Source organism: Halococcus agarilyticus, from assembly GCF_000334895.1.
In the GTDB taxonomy this organism is placed as follows: domain Archaea; phylum Halobacteriota; class Halobacteria; order Halobacteriales; family Halococcaceae; genus Halococcus; species Halococcus agarilyticus.
In genome coordinates this window covers 77,424-103,507 of record NZ_BAFM01000012.1, presented here as the reverse complement: position 1 = coordinate 103,507, position 26,084 = coordinate 77,424, and the positions used below count along the sequence as shown (strand labels likewise).

Sequence of the window (26,084 nt, the reverse complement as noted above, 5' to 3'; positions counted from 1 at the left end):
GTGTGCGTGGCTAAAACATGACGGGAAAAGGACCATGCCGCCGCCGACCCTCGATCGAACGTGGTTCGCGCTGACACCGGGAATCGGTCGGATACCGAACGCACCGACGACACTCGACACACCGAGAATACGGATCGTACTAGCGACGCCGACGACGATCCGTTGGCGCTGGCTGCGGCCCTCCTCCGATCGGTGCGCTACGGCGAGCCGACCCGGCGCTACGAGCGTGCGCTCCGCGACCTCCCACCAGCGGCGCTTCGGGACGCGCTCGCCACCGACGACCGTCGGCTCGCCTTCTGGCTGAACGTCTACAACGCCCACGTCCAGCTCCTGCTCGACGCCGCGCCCGAGCAGCTCCAAGATCGGCGGCGATTCTTCGCTGCGGAGATCGTCGCGGTCGCGGGCCACGAGCTGAGCCTCGACGACATCGAACACGGCCTCCTCCGGCGATCGCGACACTCGCTGGGCCTCGGCTACCTCCCGCGGCCTGCGGACACGTTCGAACGTGTTCACCGTCTCGACAGTCGCGACCCACGGATCCACTTCGCGCTCAACTGCGGGGCCGAGAGCTGCCCGCCGATCCTCGCGTACGACCACGGGACGATCGACGACCAGCTCGACACCGCGACGGCGGGCTACCTGGAAACGGAAGTCGCGTACGATCCCGACCGCGGCGTGGTTCGCGTGCCGCGACACATGCTGTGGTATCGCGGCGACTTCGGCGGTCGGCGCGGGATCCGCTCGCTGCTCTGCGAACACGGGATCGTTCCGGCGGACGCAACGCCCGCGATCCGGTATCGATCCTACGACTGGTCGCTCTCGCTCGGGCGGTTCGCGGGCTCGCGATCGGACGGCTCAGACACACCACGCGAGTAGCTGAACGACGACGAGCGCCACCATCGCGGCGACGCTCGGGAACGGGACTCGACGCTCGGTGTAGCCCGCAGCCCCCCACACTGACACCGGTAGGACGACCAGGCTCGCCGCCGCGACCACGGCCGGGAGCGCTCCGCCCGCCAGCACGGGCAGGGATCCGAACGCCAGACAGACCGCCCCGACGTACAACAGTCTGAGTCGTCGCGGCGACCACCGCGTGACGAGCGTTCGCTTCCCGACGGCGGCGTCGGCGTGGCGGTCGGGCCACTGGGTCGCCAGCAGGTTGGCGAACACGAGCAGGAAGAAGGGAACACACGCGAGCAGCGTTCTCCAAACCGGGCCGTCGAGTACGGCTGTGCCGTACGCCGGGAGGACGAGGCCGCCGAGTGCGGCGTTGTCGAGTTCGCCCCAGCCGCGCCACGCGAGCCGCAGCGGCCCGACCGAGTACTGCCAGCCGAACCACGCGATGACCGCGAGCAGCGCAACTGCGGGATGCGGAAGGACGCCGAGAGCCATCCCGGCCACCGCAGCGATCGTCCCGACGGCCAGCGCAGCGATCCCAGCGTGGAGCGCGAGGCTTCGGGGAAGTCCCGTCCGAGCGAGCGCGCCGCTTCCACCGGAAAACGGCGTGCGGTCGGTCAGCGCGTCGGTTGCGTGGTCGGCGTACTCGTTGGCGTAGTGGACGCTCGCGGCGACGGCGAGCAGCGCCGTCCCGCCGATCGCGAGCCCTGTGGCGTCGACGGACGCCCCACTCGACAGCGCGATCTTCGCGCCGAGCGCGTAGACGACGAGCACCAGGAGGAGCTGTGCGGGACGGCTCATCTTCCAGCACGCCCAGAGCATCGTCCGGAGCCGCGAAGCCGTCAGCCGGCGAGTCGCCACTCGTCGGTGTCGGTGGGTTCGATCACGCCACGGCGGTGCATCTCCGCCAGCACCTCGTCCAACCGATTCGGCTGGGCGACCTCCATCCCGATCCGGTCGAGCCCGTGGTGGTCGGCGAGGAGGTCGCGGATCGCCTCGGTCGAGACCGTCTCGCGGTCGGTGCGCCCCATCACGCCGCTCACGAGGTCGATCATGTCCTCGATGAAGTTCCAGGGGTAGACGATCCACGCCCACTCGTCTAAGCGCTCGCCGACGTAGTCGGGTTCGAACTCGCTGGTGCCGAGGAGTTGGAGGGTCGCGGTGCGCACATCTCCGGGATCACGGTCGTGGACGTACTCGTGGGCGTGTTCGATACTTCCTCCAGTATCGGCGATGTCGTCGATGATGAGCACGTCCTTGCCCTCGACCGACCCCTCGGGCATCGGGTATCTGATCTCGGGCTCGCCGCTCTTCGCGGCGGTGCCGACGTAGTGTTCCATCTTCAGACTGGTGAGGTCGTCGAGCCCGAGGAAATCACACAGACACCGGCCCGCGAACCAGCCGCCGCGGGCGAGCGCGACGACCACCTCCGGTTCGAACCCCGAGCGCTTGACCTGGTCGGCGACCGCTCGACACCGACCGTAGATGTACTCCCAGTTGGTGACGGTGCAGGTGAAATCGTCCGGCAGTTCGGACATGGTGGTGCTCCGGCGTGACTCCGTGATCGGATCGGTTAACCCTGTTCGTCGACCGTTCGCCGAACGGCGATCGGTCCTCACACGCCGTTCGTCGTGGGCCGGGCGACGGCGAACCGATCCCCGCTGCCCGCCGCTCGCCGGCCGCCGTCCGCCGCCTGCTGACCGTCCGTTCGGAACCCCTCCTCGAACGCTACGTCCGACGCCCCTGCGTGTGCGTGCAGGCTGTTTATGCCGAACCGCCCGAACTCCGACGCTATGCTCGATACCGACGCCGTCTTCGACGTCCTCGCCGTGCGTCGTCGCCGCTACGTGCTCTACGCCCTGCTCGAAGCCGACGGCGGGCTCGCGCTCCGTGATCTCGCCGGCCTGATCGCGGCCGCCGAGTCGGGCCGGCCGATCGCGGCGGTGGCCGGCGCGTGCCGACGGGTCGCCGCCGATCTCGCGCGGACCCATCTCCCGGCGCTCGACCGGGAAGGACTCGTGGAGTACGACCGCGAGCGCGAGCACGCCAGCCTCGCCGACGGTCACGAGCGGGCGATGTCGTATCTCGAACTCGCCAGCCGGTACGAGCGGCCGGCGACCGCCGCCGGCCCGGACGGCGCATAGGTCGCCAGCACGGAACCGCCGTCCGGAGGATTGAGGACGCCCGACGGCGACCCGTCGGTATGGAATCGGTCCGGGCGCTCCTGGTCGACGCCTTCACCGACGAACCGCTCGCAGGCAACGCCGCCGGCGTGGTGCCAGCAGCGGACGATCTCTCCGAACCCGAGATGCAGGCGATCGCGCGCGAACTCGGGGCGAGCGAGACCGCCTTTCTCCAGCCAGCCGACGACGCCGACCGCCGGGTGCGCTACTTCACCCCGTCGACCGAGGTCGATCTCTGCGGCCACGCCACGATCGCAAGCCACGCGCTGCTCCGCGAGGACGGGACGATCGACGACGACACGCACAGCCTCGCCACCAACGTCGGCGTGCTCGACATCGAGATCGACGGCGAACGGGTGTGGATGACCCAGAACGATCCCGACATCGAAACCGTGGATCTCGACACCGAGCGAGTGGCCGGCGCGCTCGATGTCGATCCGGCGGCGATCGCGGACGTCGACCTGCCGCTCGCCCGGAGCTCGACCGGACTCCCGTTCCTGGTCGTGCCCGTCACCTTCCTCTCGGTGCTCGGCGAGTGCGAACTGGACATGGCCACGATCGAAACGCTCTGCGAGACGGTCGACGCGACCGGGCTGTACGCCGTCACGTTCGACACTCTGACTGCTGACGCGACCGCCCACGGCCGGATGTTCGCGCCGGGCGCGGGGATTCCCGAAGACCCCGTGACGGGCACCGCGAGCGGGGCGGTCGGGGCCTACCTTCGAGAGTTCGACGCCGTCGAGGCGAACGAGATGACCTTCGAGCAAGGTCACTTCGTGGATCGGCCGGGCCGGGTCGCGGTCCGCATCGACGACGGCGCGCCGCCTGGCGAGCGGGTGGCGGGTCGGGGGGCGTGCGGCGGTGGCGCTCGACGGGGAGCTGACGGTCCCCGAAATCGACGAGAGCGACCTCATCGAAGCCTGATCCCCGCTGCGTGCGGCGACCGCTTCTCGGAGGTGGCGACCGCCCTGGTGTCCCTTCGCACCCGTCGATCGGTTCGGAACTTTCTTTATCGACGTTCGTGAGTGTTGAGCCACATGGCCGTACTCTGGCTGGACGAGGTCGGAAAGGACGACATCGGCGACGTCGGCGGCAAGGGCGCGTCGCTCGGCGAACTCGCCGGTGCCGGACTGCCCGTGCCGCCCGCGTTCGTCGTCACCGCGGGAACCTACCGCTCGTTCATCGAGGAGACCGGGATCGACGAGGCACTGTTCGAGGCGGTCGACGTCGACCCCGACGACTCGGCCGCGCTCGCGGAGGCCCAGGCCCGCGCCGAGGAGCTCATCCTCGACACCGAGATGCCCGCCGACCTCCGCGAGGAGATCGTCGAAACCTACGGCAATCTCGACGACGGGGAGGCGTTCGTCGCGGTGCGCTCCTCGGCCACCGCCGAGGACCTCCCGGACGCTTCCTTCGCGGGCCAGCAGGAGACGTTCCTCAATGTCACCGAGGAGGATCTCGTCGAGCGGGTCCGGGAGTGCTGGGCGTCGCTGTTCACCCAGCGGGCGATCTACTACCGCGAACAGCAGGGGTTCGATCACGAAAAAGTGGACATCGCGGTGGTCGTCCAGCGGATGGTCGACGCCGAGAAGTCGGGCGTGATGTTCACCTCCCATCCCTCGACCGGCGAGGACGAGCTCATCATCGAGGCCGCGTGGGGGCTCGGCGAGGCGGTCGTGGCGGGCGAGGTCTCGCCCGACAACTACGTGATCGATCGGGCGAGCGGCGACCTCGACTCCGTGACGGTCGCCGAGAAGAACACGATGTACGTCAAAAGCGAGACCGGCGAAACCGTCTCGGAGGGCGTTCCCGAGGACAAACGCACCGCCCAGGTGCTCGACGAGAGCGAGATCGACAGGCTAGTCGAGCTCGGCGAGCGCGTCGAGGACCACTACGGCGAGCCCCAGGACGTGGAGTGGGCAATTGTAGACGGCGAGGTGTTCATGCTCCAGTCGCGGCCGATCACGACGATCACCGAAGCCGACGCGGGAGCCGGGGCCGAAACGGGCGTCGCGGACGGCAGCGGTGCCGACGACACGACGGCCGAGGAAGTCATTCTGACCGGACTCGGTGCGAGTCCCGGCGTGGCGAGCGGTCCGGTTCGCCTGGTCGAGCGGCTCGACCAACTCGACAAGGTCGAGGAGGGCGACCTCATCGTGACCGAGATGACCACGCCCGACATGGTGCCCGCGATGAAGCGCGCGGGCGGCATCGTGACCGACGAGGGCGGGATGACCTCCCACGCCGCCATCGTCTCGCGCGAACTCGGCGTCCCTGCCGTAGTGGGCTCCCAGAGCGCGACTGGTACTCTAGAGGACGGCCAGCTCGTCACGATCGACGGCGACAAGGGGACGATCCGCGAGGGCCGGACGACCGACGGCGAGCGCGACGCCGTCGAGGAGGTCCGCCCGCAATCCCCGGTCAAACCGATGACCGCGACCGAAGTGAAGGTCAACGTCTCGATTCCTGAAGCTGCGGAACGCGCGGCCGCGACGGGGGCCGACGGAGTGGGGCTTCTCCGACTGGAGCACATGATCCTCTCGACGAACAAGACCCCACAGAAGTACATCGCTGACCACGGCGAGGACGCCTACATCGAGGAGATCGTCGAGGGCGTCCGGCGCTCGGCCGACGAGTTCTACCCTCGACCAGTGAGAGTGCGCACGCTCGACGCACCCACGGACGAGTTCCGCCAGCTCCAGGGCGGCGGCGACGAACCCGATGAACACAACCCCATGCTCGGGTATCGGGGCATCCGCCGGAGCCTCGACACGCCCGAGGTGTTCGTCCACGAACTCGAAGCGTTCCGGCGGCTGTACGAGATGGGCTACGACAACGTCGAGATCATGTTCCCGCTCGTGAACGACGTCGAGGACGTCCGGCGGGCACGCGATCTGATGGAGGAGGCGGGCATCGACATCGACAAGCGGTCGTGGGGCGTGATGATCGAGACGCCCGCGAGCGCGCTGTGCGTCGGCGAGATGGCAAAGGCCGGCATCGACTTCGCCTCCTTCGGCACCAACGATCTCACCCAGTACACCCTCGCCGTGGACCGCAACAACGGCCAGGTCGCCGACCGGTTCGACGAGCTCCACCCCGCGGTGCTCGAACTCATCGGCGAGACGATCGAGACCTGTCGCGAGCACGACGTCGAGACGAGCATCTGTGGCCAGGCCGGCTCGAAATCGAAGATGGTGGATTTCCTCGTCAACGAGGGCGTCTCCTCGATCTCGGCGAACATCGACGCCGTTCGAGACGTGCAACACGAGGTCAAGCGGGTCGAGCAGAAGCTCATTCTCGATACCGTCCGCTGAGCTGGCGGTTCGGCCCGCCGATCGGGAGTTGCCGCTCGATACACCGTTTTTCCATCCGCGCTGCGGCGTTAGGTCCCTACCCCGAACGTCGTGGCGTTGATGAGCCCCACGACGATCCACGTCGTCACGAGGCCCGCCCCGACGCCGAGCACCGAACTCGAAACCGCCCGGCCGTAGAACCCGCCAGGAACGCCAATGCGGGAGAAAAACTCGAACAGCCGGGAGCTCGCGAACGCCGAACTCACGAGCACGGTGCCGAAAATCACGAAAACGTCGGCGGAAAAGGATATCATGATTTCGAGTGTGATGGCGAGAAACAAGTATCTTCGGTGCCGTTCGCTACCTGTTCCACAGCGACGCCGAGACACAACGGCTAAACCGATCACGACCCAAAACTCGACCACATGCAGCGGGCCTCCCCGCAGGAGTTCTCCCGGGTTCTCTCCTCGATGTGTACGGAACCCCACCCCGCGGCTCGCGCGGCAGCCGAGGAGTTCCTCGCGACGAACCCCGGCGATCCGGCCACCTACGAGACGGTCGCGGATCTCGAACGCGAGGCCATCACAGCGCTCGCCGAGATCGCCGGCCATCCGGATGCGGTAGGATACATCACCAGCGGTGGCACCGAGGCGAACATCCAGGCGATGCGGATCGCGCGCGATCGCGGGCCGACCGGCGGTCCGGTGACCAGCGAACGGGCGAACGTCGTCGCACCCGCGAGCGTCCACTTCAGTTTCCACAAGGCCGCCGACGTGCTCGGCCTCGAGCTTCGAACTGCACCGCTCGACGACGACTACCGGGCCGATCCCGACGCGATGAGCGAACTCGTCGACGGCGACACCGTCGCGGTGGTCGGCGTCGCCGGCTCGACCGAGTACGGGCGCGTCGATCCGATCCCCGCGATCGCCGATCTCGCGAGCGAGGCCGAGGCGCTGTGTCACGTCGACGCCGCGTGGGGCGGCTTTCATCTGCCATTCACCGAGCACGACTGGCAGTTCGATCACGCCGCCATCGACACCCTGACGATCGACCCCCACAAGCTCGGTCAGGCGGCCGTGCCCGCCGGCGGACTGCTCGCGCGCTCGTCCGATCTGCTCGACGAACTCGCGATCGATACGCCGTATCTCGAATCGGCCTCGCAGGCCAGCCTCACGGGGACGCGGAGCGGCGCGGGCGTCGCGAGCGCGGCCGCCGCGATGGACGAACTCTGGCCCGATGGCTATCGCGAGCAGGCCGAGCGCTGTCAGGCGAACGCCGACTGGCTCGCCGCCGCACTCGACGAACGGGGCTACGACGTCGTCGAACCCGAGTTGCCGCTGGTCGCCGCCACCCTCCCCGAACGCGAGTTCGACGCACTCCGTGAGGCCGGCTGGCGGATCGCACGCACCGCGTCGGGCGATCTCCGGATCGTGTGCATGCCCCACGTCACCCGCGAGACGCTTCGGGAGTTCGTGACCGATCTCGATCGCGTCGAATAACGCCACACTTAGATGTGACGCGAGCGCACACACTGCCGTGTCACTCCCGTCGGCCGCCGCGTTCGCCGCGCTCGCCGATCTCGCGGCCGTCGGGGCCGTGCCGCTGCAGTTCGGCGGGCTGGAGGAGGCAGTCGAGACCGCAACCGGCTGGGCGGGTCTGGGTATCATCGCCGTCTACTCCTTCCTCATTGCGTTCGTCCTGCCGTTACCCAGCGAGATCGTTCTGTTCGCACCGCTTCAGCTCGGCCTCCCGTGGTGGGGGGAGCTCGGCCTCATCATCGTCGTCAGCGGGGCCGGGAAGGCAGCCGGCAGCCTGTTCGCATTCCATCTCGGACAGGAGGCGAAGGAGGCCGGCCCCGTCATCCGCTTCTTGCGCCGGTCGCGGTTCGACATCGTGGAGTGGAGCGAGAACAAAACCATCAAGATAGCCCGCAAGTACGGTTACGCCGGGCTGGCGATGGCGCTGTGCGTCCCCGGGTTCCCGGATACGCTCTCCATCTACGCGTTCTCCGTTCTCGAGGAGGACTACGTGAAGTTCGCGCTCGCCACATTTACCGGTAGCGTCGGACGACTCGTCCTCTGGGAGGCGGGATTCGAGGCCATTCTCGAGCTCGTTTGACCGGCTACGTCCGACAGCGCTCAAGGATTAATCAACAACCAAGTATTCCGTCGGCCACAAATATCAAGTTCTTCATCAGTAATAACTATGTATGCGACGACGAACCATTCTGAAAAGCAGTGGTACCGTCCTCGCAACCGCACTCGCATCGGTCTCCGTCTCCGGTTCGCCAGGGACCTCCGGCGACGGCCCCAGCGCACAACGTGCTGGCATCAGCAATACCGTCGAGCAACTCCTTCACAACGACAAGCCGGAACAGGCCGAACGCCTGCTGGAGCGACACGACATCGAATACGGGGGCCGAAGCACCACCGGCCCCTCGCTCTCCCGCACCTCGCTTGACGGCGTCACGACGCAGGACGCCTTCGTCGAGTCCGAGTCGACGTTCAACATCTACTCGTGGTACGACTACAACAACGGCGAGGGCAACGATGTGTTCCGGACCTCGTACCATTGGACCGTTTCGCCCGACGCGGACAAGATTTGCTTCGGCAACCACCCCGCCGATGGCGTCTCGGTTACCTACTCCGACGACCGCTGGGCGTACGACGGCAACGTCGACACTGGCCCCTACGTCGATACCGTCGACGACGAACGCTACGGCGTCACCGCCGAGTACGAGTCAGACGCCCACCGGAAGGACGACAACGACTACAACGGCGACGTCTCCTCGCACCTCGCGTTCGACATGGAGAAGCAGGAATCTGGCCAGCATCGAATCTACGCGGATTACGCCCACACGTGGAAGACCGAGGGTCTCCTCGGCGGGAACTGCCTGAGTGGCCTCAACGTCGCGTTCTCCGCCGCCGGGAAGGTCGCTGGCATCAGCATCAGTTGGGGTGGGACGGAAGGCACGGAGTGGGTCCACTCACTGAACTCGATCGAGGTCTGAATCGCCGGCGGCCGACCGTACTGTCTTTATTGGAGTACGCCGAGCGTGTTAGCGTGACTGCGGTCGTCCCCGACAACCACCGCATGCGCCGCCGGCAGCGTCGTCGCCTTCCACCTGGGTCACGAGGCGAAACGACAGTCCGGTCCCGTCATCGACCGGCTCCGCGAGTCGCGGTTCGACGTCGTGGAGTGGTCCGAGCGCCGGACGGTCGAACTCGCGCGGGAGTACGGCTACATCGCGCTCGCGCTCTCTGTCCCCTTTTCCCCGATACGCTCTCGATCTACGCGTTCACCGTCCTCGAAGAGGACTACGTGAAGTTCGCCGCCGCCACGTTCGCCGGGAGCGTGGGTCGCCTGCTCGTCACGGTGGGCGTGTTCGCGCCGTTTTTCGCCCTCTGAACCGGCGTTCGGCGATCCGACGACTATCGGTGTCGGCCGCTCACCGTGAGGAACACCGTTATGTGTCCCGCCTTCGCACAGGAGAGTATGTTCCCGTCGGTCCACCACGCGATGTGCTCACACGCTATGCGACCCGCGTAGCGCGTGGTGGACCCGCCGGCGCGTCGAACCCGCTGACGCGGTGCCGACGGACGGCGCAGAAACCGCGGCGCGTTCTCCGATCGTTCGCTCTTCAGTTACGACGCAATCCCAATCACCGACCATGCACGCCAACGAGAAAACCGCGGGCTTTAGGCCCGCATCGAGGTATCGCTACCCATGAGCCACGAGTCGTTCCCCACCGCAAACCCGGCGGTGGTCACGTGCGGACTCCCGTACGCCAACGGCGATCTCCACGTCGGCCACCTCCGAACCTACGTCGGCGGCGACGCGTTCGCGCGCGCGCTCGAAAAACTCGGCCAGGACACCGCGTTCGTCTCGGGATCGGACATGCACGGCACGCCCGTCGCGGTCAACGCGTGGCGCGAGGGCGTCTCGCCCGAGGAGTTCGCGCTGCGCCACCACGAGAAGTACGAAGCGACGTTCCCGGAGTTCGACGTCGCATTCGACAACTACGGCCACACCGCCGAGGAGACGAACGTCGAACTCACCCAGGAGTTCGTGCGCGAACTCGATGACGGTGGGTATATCTACGAGAAGGAAATCGAGGTCGCGTGGGACCCCGAGGAGGACCAACCCCTGCCCGATCGGTACGTCGAGGGAACGTGTCCGTACTGTGGCGAACACGCCCGCGGCGACGAGTGCGACGAGGGCTGCGGTCGCCACCTCGAACCGGGCGAGATCGAAGAGCCCACCAGCGTCATCACGGGGAACCCCGCGGAGTACCGCACCCGCGAGCACGAGTTCCTCCGGCTCTCGGAGTTCCAGGACTACCTCACGGGGTTCATCGACCGGCTCGACGGCACGTCGAACGCGAAAAATCAGCCCCGGGAGTGGATCGAGGGGGAGCTCCAGGACTGGTGTATCACCCGCGATCTCGACTGGGGGATCGAGTACCCTGGCGAGGAGGACCTCGTGCTCTACGTCTGGGTCGACGCGCCGATCGAATACATCGCCTCCACGAAGCAGTACAGCGAACGCGTTGGGGCCGACGAGTACGACTGGGAGGAAGTCTGGCAAGAGGGGGGAGAGATCGTCCACGTCATCGGCCGGGACATCATCCAGCACCACACCGTCTTCTGGCCCGCCGTCCTCCACGGGGTGGACTACAACGAACCCCGATCGGTGCTGGCGAGCGGGTTCGTCAACCTCGACGGCAAGGGGTTCTCGACCAGCCGGAATCGGGCGGTCTGGGCGGACGACTACCTCGACGAGGGGTTCGATACCGACCTCTATCGGTACTACGTCACCACCGGGACGGGGTTCCAGCAGGACGTCGACTTCTCGTGGGAACGGTTCGCCGAGCGGGTCAACGGCGAGCTGGTGGGGACGCTCGGCAACTTCTGTTATCGGTCGCTACTCTTTGCCCACCGCAACTACGACGGCACACCCGAAAGCGACGTTTCCGAAGAGGTCGCGGAGCGCATCGAGTCGGCGATCGAGGACTTCGGCGACGCACTCGACGACTACTCCATCCGAGCGATCGGCCAGGCACCGGTCAAACTCGCCCAGTTCGGCAACGAGTACATCCAGGGCCACGAGCCGTGGAAGCTCGACGATCCCGAGCGCGGGGCGGTGATCCGGGACTGCGTCCAGCTCGTGAAGGCGATCGCGGTGCTCGCCGAGCCGGTGTTACCGAGCACCGCCGAACGACTCTGGGACCAGCTCGACGAGTCCGGCTCGGTCCACGACGCCACCCTCGACGCGGCGCTCGACGCGCCGTCCGCGGACTTCGACGCCCCCGAAGAGCTGTTCGAGACGATCGAAGACGATCGCGTCGCGGAGCTGAACGAGGAGCTCGAAGCCCAGATCGAAGCCGCCAGCGAGAGCGACGCCGACGAAGACAGTTCCGACGACGACACCGCCGAACCCGACGTCGATCTCCCGGCGCTCGCCGACGAGCGGATCGGGTTCGAGGCGTTCCAGAACCTCGACATCCGAGTGGGGGAAATCGAACTCGCGGAGGGGATCGAGGGCGCGGACGACCTCGCACGGCTGGAGGTCGATCTCGGCGTCGAAACTCGCCAGGTGGTCGCGGGGATCAAGCAGCTCCACGATCTCGACGACCTCCCGGGAACCCGCGTGGTCGTGCTCGCCAACATCGAGAAGAACGAGCTGTTCGGCGTCGAAAGCAACGGGATGGTGCTCGCGGCGGGCGAGGATGCGGACCTGCTCACCACCCACGCGGACAGCGTGCCCGGCACGCGGGTTCGCTAACCACCCTCGAATCGCGTTCGTCGAACTCCCGGTTCAGAAGTTCGTGACCTTCGACTGGATGCGACCGTCGTCGATCGCCTCGGCTCCATCGGCGTCCGTGAAGTACTGTGCGAGCTCGTCCATGCTCACGTCGTCGCTTTCGTGCAGATACGCGATCTCGGTGAGCGAGAGCGTCTCTCCCTGTTCCAGTTTGTGGCGCAGCTGTTCGGCAGTGAGCGTCTGGAAGGTCAGATCGAGGTCGACGGTCGCGGCTCGATCCGCCTTCGCCTCGGCCACGTTGATCCCCTCTTTCAGCACCGTCTCGAACGCGATGTCGGTGTCGCCCGTCGCCCGATAGAGGAACGCGATCGCGGACACGAGGACGTCGAACGCCTCGGCCCCCTCCATCTCCTCGAAGCGCTTTCCGAACACCAGCTCCCGGTCGCGATCCGAGAGATGCTCGACCAGCACCTCGAAATCGAGCGTGGCGTCGTGGATACGGTCACGGATCCGCGAGCGCGCGTTTCGCTCCGACTGGGCGCTCGCGAGCTCCGTCTCACCCCGGAGATACGCTCGATCCGCTCGACTCAGCATGCCGCGTTCTCGGCCATCACCGCTCATACTCTATATCGGGTTACGAAACTAGTCACACGCATATAAACATACCCCAAATCAGGTTATTATCAGTACAACTCACAAAGTGGTTATGTGTCTCGCAGACGACAATGGGACACATGCGTACCGCAGACGATACCGCTGGTCACTCCTTCGAGGCGATCGCGGACGCCGAGACGATGGGGACGATCGTCGACCTCGTCGATGCGCTCGTCGACGAGTGTCGCATCGAACTCGACGACGGCGGCATCCGGGTTCCGGCGGTCGATCCGGCGAGCGTCGCGATGGTCGACCTCGAACTGTCCGACGACGCGTTCGAGTCGTACGAGTCCGCTGGCGGACGGATCGGCGTCGATGTCGGCCGACTCAAGGAGGTCGTCGGGATGGCCGACCGCGGACAGTTGATCGAGTTCGTTCTCGATCCCGAAACGCGCACCCTCGACATCACCATCGACGACCTCGAATACACGCTCGCGCTCATCGACCCCGGCTCGATCCGATCGCCGCCCGACCTCTCGGAGACGGCTGTCGACCTCCCTGGCGGGGTCGTCGTTGAGGCCGACGCCATCGACCACGCCCTGCGAGCGGCGGACATGGTTTCGAACCAGGTCGCCTTCGGCATCGACGCGGACGCGAGCACCTTCTACGTCGAGGCCGAGGGCGACACCGACGACGTCTCGCTCGTCCTCAGCGAGGACGACCTCGTCGCGTTCACGCCGGACGACGCCCATTCGCTGTTCTCGCTCGACTACCTGCAGGCGATCGACCGAGCGATCGCCGGAACGCCGGACGTGGACCTCCGACTCGGTACCGAAACGCCGGTCGAGATCGGGTACGAGTTCGCCGACGGTGCCGGCACCGTCGAGTACGTCGTCAGTCCACGGAGAACCGTCGATTACTGACCTCCTCGCCCTCTCTCCACCGAAACCGGTTTCTCTCGTGGGCCTGGCGGCACGCACTTCAGGCTGGAACCCGTTCTCGGGACATGACCGACGACGCCGACGACTGGAAATATGCGGTCGAGGACTTCGAAGAGTCCGACGAGGACGGTGGTGGAGCGCCGGAGACGGAGGGCGAGTCGGGAACGGACCAGGTCGACGGACAGGCGACCGACGTGTTCGGCGAGGCGGGCGCGACCGACATCGAACCCGGATCGCCGAGCCTCGAGAACACGCTGTTCGTCTGTCTCGGGGTCGCGGTCGCGCTGCTCGTGATCCTCGGGATCTGAGTCATGGACCCAACAGTTAATCACGCGTCGCCCTAACACACCATCATGGTACTGGCGTTCGGCCATTCGCTGGCTGCCGTGCCTGGCGCAGTCGTGCTCCAGGCCACGGATCTCGTCCTCAACCAGCTCCCGCTGGTGCTCGTGGTCGCCGGACTCGGGCTGATGGGCCTGGAGGCGCTCGCTCCCGGTGCGCACTTCGTGGTCCTCGGGGTCGCGCTGCTGGTCGCCGGACTGGTCGGGGTGGTGCTCGGAACGGTCTTCGGTGGCATCCTCGGCCCAGTGGTGCTCGCGGTCATCCTCGCGGGGATCGTGCTCGCCAGCGGCGCAGGGACCCTGTACGCCTATCGGAAGTTCGATTTCTACGGCGGGAAGCACATGGGCCAGACGAGCGACTCGAACTCCCTCCGGGGGAAGTCGGGTCACGTCACCGAACGCGTGACCCGGTCGGGCGGCCAGGTCAAGCTCGACGGCGGCGGGTTCAACCCCTACTACGCCGCGCGCGCCCTCGACAGCGAGATCCCCGAGGGCGAGCCAGTCATGGTCACCGACCCCGGCGGCGGCAACGTCGTCACCGTCGAGGCGCTCGGCGCGATCGAGGGCGACATCGATCGCGAGCTCGCCCGCGGGCGCGAGGAGGCCGACGACGAGCGCGAGCGCGAAACCGCCTGAACCGCGACGCGATCGGCCCCGGCTGCCGGTTTCCCCCGACCGAACCCTTATGTCCCCGTCTTCCTAAGTCTGGCTGGATGACACTCGTTCCGCTTCAGGCCGGGCTCGGCTTCGCCCCGGTCATCGTGGTACTGCTGGTGTTGCTGGTCGCGATCATCACCGTCTACAGCGCGGTGGAGATCGTCAACGCCTACGAGAAGCGTGCGCTCACGGTGCTCGGCGACTACCGGAAACTGCTCGAACCCGGGATCAACTTCGTCCCGCCGTTCGTCAACAACACCTACCCGTTCGACATGCGGACCCAGACCCTGGACGTCCCGCGCCAGGAGGCGATCACGCGCGACAACTCGCCCGTGACCGCCGATGCAGTGGTGTACATCAAGGTGATGGACGCGAAGAAGGCGTTTCTGGAGGTCGACGACTACAAGCGCGCCGTCTCGAACCTCGCCCAGACCACCCTCAGAGCCGTACTCGGCGACATGGACCTCGACGACACGCTGAGCAAGCGCTCGGAGATCAACGGCCGAATCAGAAAAGAGCTCGACGAGCCGACCGACGAGTGGGGCGTTCGTGTCGAGTCGGTCGAGGTTCGCGAAGTGAACCCCTCGGCGGACGTCCAGCAGGCGATGGAGCAGCAGACCTCCGCCGAGCGGCGTCGCCGTGCGATGATCCTCGAAGCCCAGGGTGAACGCCGGAGCGCGGTCGAGAGTGCGGAGGGTGAGAAACAGTCGAACATCATCCGCGCCCAGGGTGAAAAGCAGAGCCAGATCCTCGAAGCGCAGGGTGATGCGGTCTCGACAGTGTTGCGAGCGAAATCCGCCGAGTCGATGGGTGAGCGCGCGGTGATCGACAAGGGGATGGAGACGCTCGAATCGATCGGTCAGGGCGAGTCGACGACGTTCGTCCTGCCCCAGGAGCTCTCCTCGATGCTCGGCCGGTACGGCAAGCACCTCACGGGCAGCGACGTCCGGGAGGACGGACAGGACCTCGACAGCCTCGACTTCGACGACGAGACCCGCGAGCTGATCGGGCTCGACGACATCGACGAGATCATCGGCAACATCGACGAGGACGCCGAACTCGACATCGAGGCGATGGAACAGGAGGCCGAAGCGATCAAAACCGGGGAGGCGACCGGCGACATCCAGGATCCCGATCAGGTCATCGCGGAGATGGACGAACCCAGCGGCACGACGAGTGGCGGCGGCACGGACGAGGGGACGTCGGAAGGCAGCAAGTCGATGGAAGGACCAAACGTCACCGACGAGGCGAGCGACGCCGAAGAGAGCGAGGCCGAACCGGAAGCCAACTGAGCGGCGGCGTCGCTCGTGGTGCAGCGGCGCACACGGTCGAAGAGGTTTTAGGTAACTTCCACTAAGGAGAGCCAATGGGAGAGCGCGAGGTCGACGAACAGAAGCGGTCCACGCTCCGGCGCTTCGCCGCGCTCGGAGCGGTCGGCCCGTTCACACACCTCGCAGCCGACGACGACAGCGACGCCCGGAGCGCGATTGCGGGCTACCTCGCGGCGACGCCCGGCGCACACTTCTCGAAGCTCCGCGACGACCTCGATCTCGGCACCGGCGAGACCCAACACCACCTCCGGCGACTCCAGGACGAAGGAACGGTCGAGAGCCGGCGCGACGGCGACTACCGACGCTTCTTCCCCGCGGGCGAGTTCGACGAGTTCGAACGGATCGCGCTCGGCTACCTCCGGCGCGAGACACCCCGCGGGATGGTGCGCACGCTCTTGATCGATCCCGACGCGACCGCGAGCGATCTCGCGGCCGAACTCGGCGTCTCGCGACCCACCGTGAGCAAGCACGCCGCCGACCTCGAACGCGCGGGGCTGCTCTCGCGGGCCGACGGCTACGCTCTCGACCGGCCGGAGCTGCTGTTGACGCTGCTCGTGCGGTACGCCGACTCCTTCGACGCCGCCACGGTGCAGTTCGCGGGCGAGGCCGACCGGCTCATCCGGCTCGATCGCTGAGAACGCTGGCGACTGTCTGAGGGTGGCTCGGTGTTCAGTTCTCGGCCGGGGCTTGCATCCCCGTCGTGTTGAGGACGAGGACGTTGTCGGTGTCGACCGTTCCGTCGATGTCGCCCTCGATCACGAGGTGTGATTTCGGTGTCGGACCCACCGTCACGGAGTCGCCGTCGTGGAACTCCCGGACCGATCCCTGGAGATGGATCTCCGCGCGACATTTCTCGGGGTGGTGGACGCTGATGAGGTCGATCTCCTGAACGTTCGCGTTCTCGACGGGCTCGCCGTTGTGCGAAAGCGGGACGGTCTCTGGCTCGTCCATCTCCTGGATGTCGAGTGCGCTGTAGGCGTTCGCCGTCGGCTTGTACCCGCCCTTCGGCCCTGGAACACCCTCGACGAGCTGGAGCGCTTTGAGGCTCTGCATCTGGTTGCGGATCGTGCCGGGGTTGCGGTCGACCATCTCCGCGATCGACTCGCCCTTGACCGCGCTCTCGCTCTCGCGATAGAGATCGACCAGTTCCTGAAGAATCTTCTTCTGACTGTCAGTCAGTTCGATAGATGACATATGTCCGCTTTCGTGACACTCACACTTAAACCCGGTGGGTGTCCGTTCCGGGTCCTGTGGTTTCGATCTCGGCATCCACGGGACCGTTCCGATAGAGACTTGACGATCCGCACGCCCCGTCGAACCATGCAGAGCCAGCGCGTGCTCGTCACCGGCGGTGCGGGGTTCATCGGGTCGAACCTCGCGAACCACCTCGCCGAAACGAACGACGTGATCGCGCTCGACGACGGCTACCTCGGGACACCAGACAATCTCGACGACGAGGTCGAGTTCGTCGAGGCGAGCGTGGTCGACGACGATCTCCCGAGCGACGTGGACGTCCTCTTCCATCTCGCGGCGCTCTCCTCGCAGAAGATGCACGAGGAAGAGCCCCAGCGCGGCGCGCGGGTCAACGTCGAGGGGTTCGTGAACGCCGTCGAGCAGGTCCGACGCGAGGGCTGTGACACCGTGGTCTACGCCTCGACGTCCTCGATCTACGGCGACCGGACCGAGCCCTCGCCCGAGGACATGCCGATCGAGGCGGGTTCGGGCTACGAGGCCTCGAAGCTCGCCCGCGAGCGCTACGCCGAGTACTTCGCCAACCGCTACGAGATGACGGCTGCCGGAATGCGGTTTTTCTCGGTGTACCAGGGTTACGGCGGTTCGGAAGAGCACAAGGGGGAGTTCGCCAACATCATCGCCCAGTTCGCCGACGATCTCGCGAACGGTCGCCCGCCGGTCATCTACGGCGACGGTTCGCACACCCGCGATTTCACCCACGTCTCGGACATCGTCCGCGGGCTCGAACTCGCCGCCGACCACCGGCTGACGGGGATCTACAACCTCGGGACGGGCGAGAGCTACGCCGCGAACACGGTCGTCGAGATGCTGAACGACGAACTCGGTACCGACATCGAGCCCGAACACGTCGAAAACCCGATCGACGAGGACATGTTCGTCCACGACACGATGGCCGACGCCACGAAGATGCACGAAGCCACCGGCTGGGAGCCCGAAATCGAGTTCGAAGAGGGTATTCGCCGGGTCTGTGCCCAGTACGAGGGGCAGTAACAGCACAGGTCGTGTGAAGCGACGCGCGACGAATCGAGGCTCGACTGCCGCTGGCTCATACTGTCGGACAGAAGCCTTTCAACGACTTCGTCGGAACGAGCCGCTGAATCCGTTGTGTCGGTTCTGTCCGACAGTATCAGTCGATCGCCGCAGCGAACGCGTCGGTGAGGATCGAAGCGATCTCGTCGACCTCCTCGGGCGTGACGATCAGCGGCGGAAGCAGACGCACGGTGGCGCTCGCACGACCGCCGAGTTCGACGATCAGCCCCCGGTCGAATGTCTCCCGACGGACTCGGGCAGCGAGGTCGGGATCGGTCGGGTGGCTGCCAGCGGAGTCGGGGTCGGCGGTCGGATCGACCAGCTCGAGTCCGAGCATCAGCCCCCGACCGCGGACGTCGCCGACCGCCGCGAACCGCTCGTCGATCGCCGCGAAGTGCTCCATGAACCGTTCGCCCATCGCCGTGGCGTGGGCTGCGAGATCGTTCTCGACGATGTGTTCGATCGTCGCCCGGCCGGCGGCCATCGCGAGCTGGTTGCCTCGAAAGGTGCCGACGTGTGCGCCCGATTCCCAGTCGAGCACCTCCTCGTCGTACAGCATCACCGACAGCGGAAGCCCGCCGCCGACCGCCTTCGAGAGCGTCACCACGTCGGGCACGATGCCGGCGTGTTCGAAGGCGTACAGCTCACCGGTGCGGCCGAGGCCAGCCTGGATCTCGTCGACGATCAACGGAACGTCGCGCTCGCGAGTGAGCTCGCGGAGCCGCCGGAGCCACGTGTCGGGTGCGGGGATCGATCCACCCTCGCCCTGGACCGCTTCGACGAACACGCCTGCCGGTTCGGTGACGCCGCTCTCGGGATCGTCGAGCACCCGCTCGATGTGCCGGCTGATCGCGCGGTGGCCGTCCTCGCCGCCGAGGCCGAACGGCGGTCGGTAGTCGTAGGGGTACGGCAGGAAGTGGACGTTCGGGACGAGACCTGATACGTCGGCCTTGGCACTCCTGTCGCCGGTGAGGCTGAGCGAGCCGTGGGTCATGCCGTGGTAGCTGCCCTGGAAGCTCAGGAGGGGTTCGTTGCCCGTCGCAGTCTTGGCGAGCTTCGCTGCGGCCTCGACGGCGTCGGTGCCGGCGGGACTACAGAAATGGACTCGTGCGGTGTCGGTGAACTCGTCGGGCAGGCTGTCGAAGAGCGTATCGACGAACCGTTCCTTTGCCGGCGTCGTGATGTCGAGGGTGTGGAGCGCCCGGTCGCGATCGAGGAGGTCCTCCATCGCCTCGATGACGGCGGGATGGTTGTGACCGAGCGCGAGCGTGCCGGCGCCCGCGAGGCAGTCGTAGTAGCGGTTGCCGTCGGCATCGACGACCTCGATCCCCTCGGCCTCGCTGATGGCCAGCGGGAGTTCGCGGGGGTAGGTTCTGGCGTTCGATTCGCGGGCGGCTTGTCGGGCCAGCAACGTCTCGTTTGTCGCCTCGACGGGAGTAGTGTCGTCCATTGTGGATCTCGGTGTTCGAGGGCCGCGCTGGGGGGAACGTCGGTCGTGGAGCGCATTCAGCCTTCGCGTGGCGTTCGCAACCACCGACCCCGGTGCACGCCGGTTTTATGATGTCGCCGCGGAGTCCCTCCATGACGATCAGTACGATCGGCGTCCCGATGGATCTCGGAGCCGACCGGCGGGGCGTCGACATGGGGCCCTCGGCGATCCGGTACGCCGGGCTCGCGTCGACGCTCGGGAACATCGGTCGCTCGTGTGTCGATGCCGGCGATCTCACGGTTCCCCATGCCGAGGAGCGCGACCCAGAGGCGAGGTCGATCGAGGCCAACGCGAAGTATCTCGACGAGGTCGAGTCGGTCTGTACGAAACTCGCCGACGAGGTCGCTTCCTCGCTCGACGGCGGCGCGCTCCCGCTCGTCCTCGGGGGGGATCACTCGATCGCGATCGGCACGCTGGCCGGCGCGTCCCGCGACCGGGAGATCGGCGCGATCTGGTTCGACGCCCACAGCGACGTCAACACGCCCGAGACGACCCCCTCCGGCAACGTCCACGGGATGCCGCTCGCGGCCGCGCTCGGGATGGGAACGTTCGCCGACACGCCGTGGGCGAACGCCCCAAACCTGTCCGAGGAAAACGTCGCACTCGTCGGCCTCCGGAGCGTCGACGACCCCGAACGTGAGCGCATCCGCGACAGCGAGATCACGGCCTACACGATGTCCGATATCGACCAGCGCGGCGTCACGGAAATCACCGAGGCGGCGCTCGACGTCGCCACCGACGGCGTCGACGGGATCCACGTCAGCCTCGATCTCGACTGGCTCGATCCCAGCCACGCGCCGGGCGTCGGCACCCCAGTCAGAGGGGGCGTCACCTACCGCGAGGCTCACTCCGCGCTCGAAACCGTCGCCGACCGCGACACCCAGGACGGCGTGCTCCGCTCGCTCGAACTCGTCGAGGCGAACCCGATCCTCGACTCGCACAACGAGACCGCCGAACTCGGTGTCGAACTCGCCGCGAGCGCGCTCGGCAAGCGCGTGCTCTAGCACCTTTTTACTTCGTCGGGTGTCCTTGCGCGCCTCCGGCGCGCTGCGGGCACCTCTCCTCGCAAAAATCTGCATCAAAAACATCCGCTCGTTCCCTTCGGTCGCTCGCGGTAGAATTGCTACCCCTCTCCGCGACCGCACAGCACCGCCGAAGCCCTCGGCGCGCGGAGCGCGCCTCGCCCTTCATTCGCCAGGCACCGCCACCGCAGACCGCACCACGCGCGGCGGTCGCTCTCGCCGGTCGGAACCATCGGATCGCCGTCAGCCACACCATCCACGGCTCGCCAGCACGCCGGAACGCTTTCGACGGTCGCCGGTCGTGTTCGATCATGAGCAGCATCGACGAGAAGCGGGTTCACGGGCCGAACGCCGACCCGGTGGCGCTGTTCGTCGCGAGCGAAACCGGCCTCGCGCGCGTCACGGCGGTCGGCGCACGCATCGGCGAGATCGAGCTCGTCGACCGGGACGCGGCGCGCGACCTCGCACTCTGTGACGGCCGGCTCGCGGCCGCGACCGACGAGGACGTGTTCCTCGGGGTCGGTGCGGACGCCGAGCCGACCGGTTTCGGCGGGGCGACCGCGATCGGCTTCGACGGAACGCTCCTCGCCGCCGCCTCCGACGGAACCGTGGCTCGTCGCATCGACGGTGAGTGGACGGCTGTCGGCAGCGTCGAAGAACCGCGAGCCATCGACGGCGACCTCGTGGCGGCCGCCGACGGCATCTACCGCTGCTCGGACACCGACTGCCAGCACGTCGGACTCGACGCCGTCCGCGACGTCGCCGCCGCGGGCACGCCCCACGCCGCGACCGCCGACGGGCTCTACCGGCTCGGCAACGGCTGGCTCCAAGCCTTTGAGGGATCGTTCTCGATGGTGTGCGCGGATCGCTCGACGGCCGAACCAGGCGCGCTCGGCCGCGCCCACGCCGCGACCGACGGGACGCTGTACCGCCACGCCGACGGCGAGTGGACGATCGTCGACGGCATCGAAAAACGGGTCGTCGACGTCGCGTACACCGGAACGGGGACCGAAGTGGGCGGTGTCTACGCCGTCGCAGCGGACGGGACCTTGCTCTCGAAGACCGACGACGCGTGGCGCGATCACCCGCTCGGGCTGCGTGGCGTCGAAGCGATCGCCGCGCGGCCGGATCGAAACGCCGTTTAGGTGGCCCGCGAACACGCATCCATGATCGTCAGCGCCTCGACGTCGCAGTCGCTCGCGAGTTCGCTCGCCGCCGCGCTCGACGAGCCGCTCGCGGCCACCGAGTACGAGCGCTTTCCCGACGGCGAGCTCTGCGCCTCGGTGCCCGACTTCGACGCCGAGCGCGCGATCGTAGTGTGTGCGACCACCACCAGCGACGCCCACCTCGAAGCCCTCCAGCTTCAGGATGCGGTGCGCGAGGCGGGCGCGAGCGAGGTCGTTACTGTGCTGCCGTACATGGGCTACGCCCGCCAGGACAGCGCGTTCGCGGCGGGCCACCCCGTCTCGGCTCGCGCGGTCGCCCGCGCCCTGAGTACGGGTACCGACCGCGTGCTCACCGTGAATCCCCACGAAGAGAGCGTGAGTGACTTTTTCGACGTTCCCTGTGACACCGTCGACGCCGCCGGCCGACTCGCGGCCCCCCTGCCGGCCCTCGACGATCCCGTCTTCCTCGCCCCCGACGCTGGCGCGCGCGAACTCGCGACGACCGTTCGCGACGCGTACGGCGCGGGATCGGTCGATTACTTCGAGAAAACGCGCCACAGTGCCACCGAGGTCGAGATCGAACCGCACGCGACCGACGTCGCCGGGCGCGACGCCGTGCTCGTCGACGACATCGTGGCCACCGGCTCGACGATGGCCACGGCCGTCTCGCATCTCCGCGAGCGCGACGCCGCCCGCGCGTTCGTCACCTGCGTCCATCCCGTTCTCGCGGGCACCGCTCGGACCAGGCTCGCCCGCGCCGGCGTCGAAGCCGTCCACGGAACCGATACGGTCGAACGCGCCGAGAGCACCGTGAGCGTCGCGCCCGCGATCGCCGATGCGATCTCGGGATAGTCCGAGCTACGCTCGTGCGCCGGCGAGCGGCTCGACCGCGATCTCCACCGTGGTGTCCTCGACGTCCCACTCGCGGCGGTGGCCGTCCTCGACCGCCCCGAACTCGTCGGCGCGGACCTCTTCTGCGATCAGGGTCTCGTGCTCGCGGACGAGATCACCGATCCGGTCGTCGGCGACGGCGAACTCGACGCGGATCCGCTCTTCGAGATCGAGGTCGAGCTCCTTGCGCATCTCCTGGATCCGGCGGATGACGTCCCTGGCGTACCCCTCGCTCTCGATGTCCTCGGTGAGCGCGGTGTCGACGTAGACCGTGCCGCCGCCCTCCTCGTCGAACCCGGCCGCGGCGACCGCGTCGGGGGTCTCGGTCACGATCGTCACCATCTCCTCGGAGAGATCGACCGAATCGTCGAGGCGGTCCGCGACGGCGGTTTCGAGCGCCGACAGGGTGGGTTCGTCGACCCGAGCCTCGTTGAGCGCGGTCATCACGTCGCCCGCGCGATCGCCGAACTCCGGACCGAGTAAGCTCATGTCGGCCTCGGCGCTGTAGGCGAGTTCGTCCCACCGATCTTCGGGGTCGATCAGCTCGACGCGGCGGGCGTTCAGCCGATCGGCGACGAGGTCGCGCTGGTCATCGACCGCGCTCGCGACCGCCTCGCTTTCGGCGTCGACCACGACCCGCGTGACGGGCCACCGGAGCTTGCGTTCTGCCTGCTGGCGGGCGGCCGAACCGGCCTCCTCGACCGCGCGCGCGACCGCCACCGTGCGTTCGAGGTCGGGGTCGCGGAGGTCGTCGTCGGACTCGGGCCAGTCACACATGTGGACGGTGTCGAACCCGTCGTCGCCGGTGAGAGTCGTGTAAATTTCCTCGGCGACGAACGGTGCGTACGGCGCGAGCAGCGCGACGACCTCCTCCAGTACCCGGTAAAAGGTCGCGTACGCCGCGCGCTTCGAGTCGCTGTCGGCTTCCTCCCACATCCGCTCGCGGACGCCTTGGACGTAGAATCGGGAAACGTCCTCGACGACGAAATCGAGGAGAGCGTCGAGCGCACGGTCCTGGCGGAAGTCGGCCCACGCGTCGGCCATCTCCGCCTCCACAGTTTGAAGCCGCGAGAGCACCCACTGATCCTCGCGTTCGAGCGCGCCCTCGACGTCCGCAAGCGTCGTCGCTCCGGCGGTTTCACCGCCTTCACCTCGTTGCGCCTCCGGCGCAACGCCCGGATCGAACCCGTCGAGGCGCATATAGGGGAGCGGGAACCGGAAGACGTTCCAGAGGATGTTGAGCGTGCGCTCCATCTCCTCGGTCTCCTCCCACGAGAAGCGCATGTCGTCGCCCTGGGGCGTGACCGAGAGGAGGAACAGCCGCATCGCGTCGGCCCCGTGGCGCTCGACGATCTCGCCCGGCTCGATCGTGATGCCCTTCGACTTCGACATGCCTCGTCCGTCGGGCATGTTGGCGTAGCCGTGCATCAACACCTCGTCGTAGGGAACCTCACCGAGCGCTGCCGTTCCCATTCCCAACTGCGACCAGAACCAGCCGCGGGTCTGGTCGTGGGCCTCCATGATGAGGTCGGCGGGCCAGAGCTCCTCGAAGGCCTCGGTCTCGCCGGGGTAATCGAGCGTGCCCCACGACGCCACCGACGAGTCGAGCCAGACGTCGAACACGTCCGGAACCCGAGTGTAGGTGGTGCCGCCCTCGGTGATCGTCAGGTCGTCCACAGTGGGGCGATGGAGGTCGACCGCTTCGGGATCGACGTCCTGGTCCGCGCGCTCGGCGAGCTCCTCGCGCGTTCCGACGACGATCATCTCGCGGGCGTCGTCGGTCGCTCCGCTCTCCGAGCGGTCCTCGTCGCCCTCGGGCGTCCAGATCGGAACGGGGATGCCCCAGTAGCGCTGCCGGGAGACGTTCCAGTCGGGCGAGTCCTCGACGAAGTTGCGGAAGCGCTCGTCACGGGCTTCCGGAGGGTGCCACTCGCTGTCCTCGATGTTGTCGAGCAGTTCGTCCTTGATATCGGTGACCGTGATGAACCACTGGTCGGTGGCGAGGAACACGATGTCCGTGTCACACCGCCAGCACTGGCCGTAGTCGTGGGCGTAGGTCTCCTCGGCGAGCAGCAGCCCCTTCTCGTCGAGGTCCGCGATGATACCGTCGTTGGCGTCGCGGACGAACTCGCCGGCGTACTTCCCTGCCTCGTCGGTGTAGACGCCGTCGCTCCCGACTGGACAGAACACGTCGAGGCCGAGCTCCTCGCCCCGCTCGAAGTCCTCCTGGCCGTGGCCGGGCGCGGAGTGGACCAGACCTGTGCGGTCGACCTCGACGTAATCGGCGTGATACACCTGCCCCGCACCGTCGCCGTCGGGGTGGTTTGGTACTTCATCGGCCAGCGGGTGATCGTACTCCCAGCCGAGCATCTCGCTGCCTGCGAACTCGTCGAGCACCTCGTAGTCCCCGTACCGGCCCTTCTTCAGGACCTCCTCGACCACGTCGGCTGCGAGGTAGAGCACCTCGCTCTCGTCGCCTCTTTCGGCACGAACCCGCTGGTAGGTCACGTCCTCGTCGACCGCGACGAAGGCGTTCGCCGGGACCGTCCACGGGGTGGTCGTCCACGCCACCAGGCTACCCTCTTGCTCGGCGAGCGGGAACTCCACGTAGATCGAGGGGTCCTCGACCTCGTGGTACTCGACCTCGTTTTTCGCGATCGCGGTCTCACACCGCGGACACTGGGTGATCGAACGTTTGCCCTGCTCGACGAGACCCCGGTCTGCGGCCTGGGCGAACCCCCACCACGCCGCCTCCATGTACTCCGGGGAGACGGTTCTGTAGGGGTTCTCCCAGTCCATCCAGACGCCGAACGACTCGAAGTCAGACTGCAGACCGTCGAGTTGCTCCTCGGCGTAGGTCTTGCACTCCTCGATGAACGGCTCCATCCCGAACGCCTCGATGTCCTTCTTGTTCTCGAAGCCGAGGTTCTCCTCGACCTTCGTCTCGATCGGGAGGCCGTGCATGTCGAACCCGGGCCGATCGGTCACGTCGTAGCCCTGCATTCGGTGATACCGGATGTAGGCGTCCTTCAGCGTCTTGTTCCACGTCGTGCCGAGATGAGCTGCACCCGAAGTGTAGGGGGGGCCGTCGACGAAGAAGAACGCCTCCTCGCCCGCGCGGTGCTCCTTCGTCTGCCGGTAGGCGTCGGTCTCGTCCCAGTGATCGAACACCCGCTCCTCGACCGCATCGGGATCGTACCGATCCGCGACGTCCTCGAACCTGCTCATGGCAG

The 26,084-nt window shown here is 67.1% G+C and carries 23 protein-coding genes and 2 pseudogenes; 18 read left to right on the top strand and 7 right to left on the bottom strand.

Annotated features, from left to right (window positions below; genetic code table 11):
* Positions 1-60 precede the first annotated feature (60 nt).
* Positions 61-876: a DUF547 domain-containing protein gene (locus TX76_RS11110; protein ID WP_079890808.1), complete on the top strand. Its 816-nt coding sequence runs from the start codon at positions 61-63 to the stop codon at positions 874-876.
* On the opposite strand, the gene TX76_RS11105 is transcribed toward TX76_RS11110, so the two are convergent.
* Positions 856-1,758, bottom strand: a complete 903-nt coding sequence (locus TX76_RS11105; protein WP_228842363.1) for a prenyltransferase — start codon at positions 1,756-1,758, stop codon at positions 856-858. The two genes, TX76_RS11110 and TX76_RS11105, sit on opposite strands and share 21 nt — an antisense overlap.
* Positions 1,740-2,435 carry a phosphoribosyltransferase gene (locus tag TX76_RS11100; RefSeq protein ID WP_049902525.1) on the bottom strand — a complete coding sequence of 232 codons (696 nt, stop codon included), beginning with the start codon at positions 2,433-2,435 and terminating at the stop codon, positions 1,740-1,742. Before TX76_RS11100 ends, TX76_RS11105 begins: the two co-directional genes overlap by 19 nt.
* A gap of 255 nt (positions 2,436-2,690) precedes the next feature.
* Here TX76_RS11100 and TX76_RS11095 point away from each other — a divergent pair, with 255 nt between their 5' ends.
* The 3 genes and pseudogenes from TX76_RS11095 to ppsA all read left to right on the top strand — a co-directional run bounded on the left by TX76_RS11095 (position 2,691) and on the right by ppsA (position 6,394).
* A complete protein-coding gene (locus tag TX76_RS11095) occupies positions 2,691-3,041 on the top strand; it encodes a DUF7344 domain-containing protein (protein WP_049902523.1) in 351 nt (116 codons plus the stop codon).
* Between the two features lie 59 nt (positions 3,042-3,100).
* Positions 3,101-4,004, top strand: a pseudogene (locus tag TX76_RS11090) (PhzF family phenazine biosynthesis protein).
* Between the two features lie 113 nt (positions 4,005-4,117).
* A complete protein-coding gene (ppsA, locus tag TX76_RS11085) occupies positions 4,118-6,394 on the top strand; it encodes a pyruvate, water dikinase (protein ID WP_049902521.1) in 2,277 nt (758 codons plus the stop codon).
* Between the two features lie 68 nt (positions 6,395-6,462).
* On the opposite strand, the gene TX76_RS11080 is transcribed toward ppsA, so the two are convergent.
* Positions 6,463-6,687, bottom strand: a complete 225-nt coding sequence (locus TX76_RS11080) for a hypothetical protein (RefSeq protein WP_154019059.1) — start codon at positions 6,685-6,687, stop codon at positions 6,463-6,465.
* 111 nt (positions 6,688-6,798) lie between these two features.
* Between TX76_RS11080 and mfnA the strand changes: the two genes are divergently transcribed.
* The 5 genes and pseudogenes from mfnA to metG all read left to right on the top strand — a co-directional run bounded on the left by mfnA (position 6,799) and on the right by metG (position 12,157).
* The gene (gene mfnA, locus TX76_RS11075; protein WP_049902519.1) at positions 6,799-7,872 is read left to right on the top strand and encodes a tyrosine decarboxylase MfnA; all 1,074 of its coding nucleotides are present in this window, start codon (positions 6,799-6,801) and stop codon (positions 7,870-7,872) included.
* Between the two features lie 37 nt (positions 7,873-7,909).
* Entirely contained in the window at positions 7,910-8,491 is a 582-nt protein-coding gene (locus TX76_RS11070) for a YqaA family protein (RefSeq protein ID WP_049902518.1), read from the top strand.
* Between the two features lie 91 nt (positions 8,492-8,582).
* Entirely contained in the window at positions 8,583-9,383 is an 801-nt protein-coding gene (locus tag TX76_RS11065; protein WP_049902517.1) for a hypothetical protein, read from the top strand.
* Positions 9,384-9,470: 87 nt separating this feature from the next.
* Positions 9,471-9,781: pseudogene (locus TX76_RS11060) on the top strand (hypothetical protein); the annotation flags it as partial.
* Between the two features lie 318 nt (positions 9,782-10,099).
* On the top strand, positions 10,100-12,157 hold the full coding sequence (metG, locus tag TX76_RS11055; protein ID WP_049902516.1) for a methionine--tRNA ligase: 2,058 nt from the start codon (positions 10,100-10,102) through the stop codon (positions 12,155-12,157).
* Positions 12,158-12,190: 33 nt separating this feature from the next.
* On the opposite strand, the gene TX76_RS11050 is transcribed toward metG, so the two are convergent.
* Positions 12,191-12,730 (bottom strand): hypothetical protein, encoded by a 540-nt coding sequence (locus TX76_RS11050; protein ID WP_228842362.1) that lies wholly within the window; start codon positions 12,728-12,730, stop codon positions 12,191-12,193.
* Positions 12,731-12,870: 140 nt separating this feature from the next.
* Between TX76_RS11050 and TX76_RS11045 the strand changes: the two genes are divergently transcribed.
* The 5 genes from TX76_RS11045 (at position 12,871) to TX76_RS11025 (ending at position 16,635) form a co-directional block, all read left to right on the top strand.
* The gene (locus TX76_RS11045; protein ID WP_049902513.1) at positions 12,871-13,653 is read left to right on the top strand and encodes a DNA polymerase sliding clamp; all 783 of its coding nucleotides are present in this window, start codon (positions 12,871-12,873) and stop codon (positions 13,651-13,653) included.
* An 83-nt stretch (positions 13,654-13,736) separates the two neighbouring features.
* Positions 13,737-13,979 carry a DUF7312 domain-containing protein gene (locus tag TX76_RS11040; RefSeq protein WP_049902512.1) on the top strand — a complete coding sequence of 81 codons (243 nt, stop codon included), beginning with the start codon at positions 13,737-13,739 and terminating at the stop codon, positions 13,977-13,979.
* 45 nt (positions 13,980-14,024) lie between these two features.
* Positions 14,025-14,648 carry an NfeD family protein gene (locus TX76_RS11035; RefSeq protein WP_049902511.1) on the top strand — a complete coding sequence of 208 codons (624 nt, stop codon included), beginning with the start codon at positions 14,025-14,027 and terminating at the stop codon, positions 14,646-14,648.
* 77 nt (positions 14,649-14,725) lie between these two features.
* Positions 14,726-15,961, top strand: coding sequence for an SPFH domain-containing protein (locus TX76_RS11030; RefSeq protein ID WP_049902509.1), 1,236 nt, complete (start codon positions 14,726-14,728; stop codon positions 15,959-15,961).
* Between the two features lie 74 nt (positions 15,962-16,035).
* On the top strand, positions 16,036-16,635 hold the full coding sequence (locus TX76_RS11025) for a winged helix-turn-helix transcriptional regulator (protein ID WP_049902508.1): 600 nt from the start codon (positions 16,036-16,038) through the stop codon (positions 16,633-16,635).
* 34 nt (positions 16,636-16,669) lie between these two features.
* On the opposite strand, the gene TX76_RS11020 is transcribed toward TX76_RS11025, so the two are convergent.
* On the bottom strand, positions 16,670-17,194 hold the full coding sequence (locus TX76_RS11020) for an Rrf2 family transcriptional regulator (RefSeq protein WP_049902506.1): 525 nt from the start codon (positions 17,192-17,194) through the stop codon (positions 16,670-16,672).
* A gap of 126 nt (positions 17,195-17,320) precedes the next feature.
* On the opposite strand from TX76_RS11020, the gene TX76_RS11015 reads away from it, so the two are divergent.
* Positions 17,321-18,244 carry an NAD-dependent epimerase/dehydratase family protein gene (locus TX76_RS11015; protein ID WP_049902505.1) on the top strand — a complete coding sequence of 308 codons (924 nt, stop codon included), beginning with the start codon at positions 17,321-17,323 and terminating at the stop codon, positions 18,242-18,244.
* Between the two features lie 136 nt (positions 18,245-18,380).
* Here the strand turns inward: TX76_RS11015 and TX76_RS11010 are convergent, their stop codons facing one another.
* On the bottom strand, positions 18,381-19,733 hold the full coding sequence (locus TX76_RS11010) for a diaminobutyrate--2-oxoglutarate transaminase (protein ID WP_049902504.1): 1,353 nt from the start codon (positions 19,731-19,733) through the stop codon (positions 18,381-18,383).
* Between the two features lie 131 nt (positions 19,734-19,864).
* Here TX76_RS11010 and rocF point away from each other — a divergent pair, with 131 nt between their 5' ends.
* The 3 genes from rocF (at position 19,865) to prs (ending at position 22,812) form a co-directional block, all read left to right on the top strand.
* Positions 19,865-20,776 carry an arginase gene (rocF, locus tag TX76_RS11005; RefSeq protein ID WP_049902503.1) on the top strand — a complete coding sequence of 304 codons (912 nt, stop codon included), beginning with the start codon at positions 19,865-19,867 and terminating at the stop codon, positions 20,774-20,776.
* A gap of 329 nt (positions 20,777-21,105) precedes the next feature.
* A complete protein-coding gene (locus TX76_RS11000) occupies positions 21,106-21,939 on the top strand; it encodes an HVO_0234 family beta-propeller protein (protein WP_049902502.1) in 834 nt (277 codons plus the stop codon).
* A 21-nt stretch (positions 21,940-21,960) separates the two neighbouring features.
* Entirely contained in the window at positions 21,961-22,812 is an 852-nt protein-coding gene (gene prs / locus TX76_RS10995) for a ribose-phosphate diphosphokinase (RefSeq protein ID WP_049902501.1), read from the top strand.
* Between the two features lie 6 nt (positions 22,813-22,818).
* Here prs and ileS read toward each other — a convergent pair whose 3' ends face one another.
* Entirely contained in the window at positions 22,819-26,079 is a 3,261-nt protein-coding gene (ileS, locus tag TX76_RS10990) for an isoleucine--tRNA ligase (RefSeq protein WP_049902500.1), read from the bottom strand.
* Positions 26,080-26,084 lie beyond the last annotated feature (5 nt).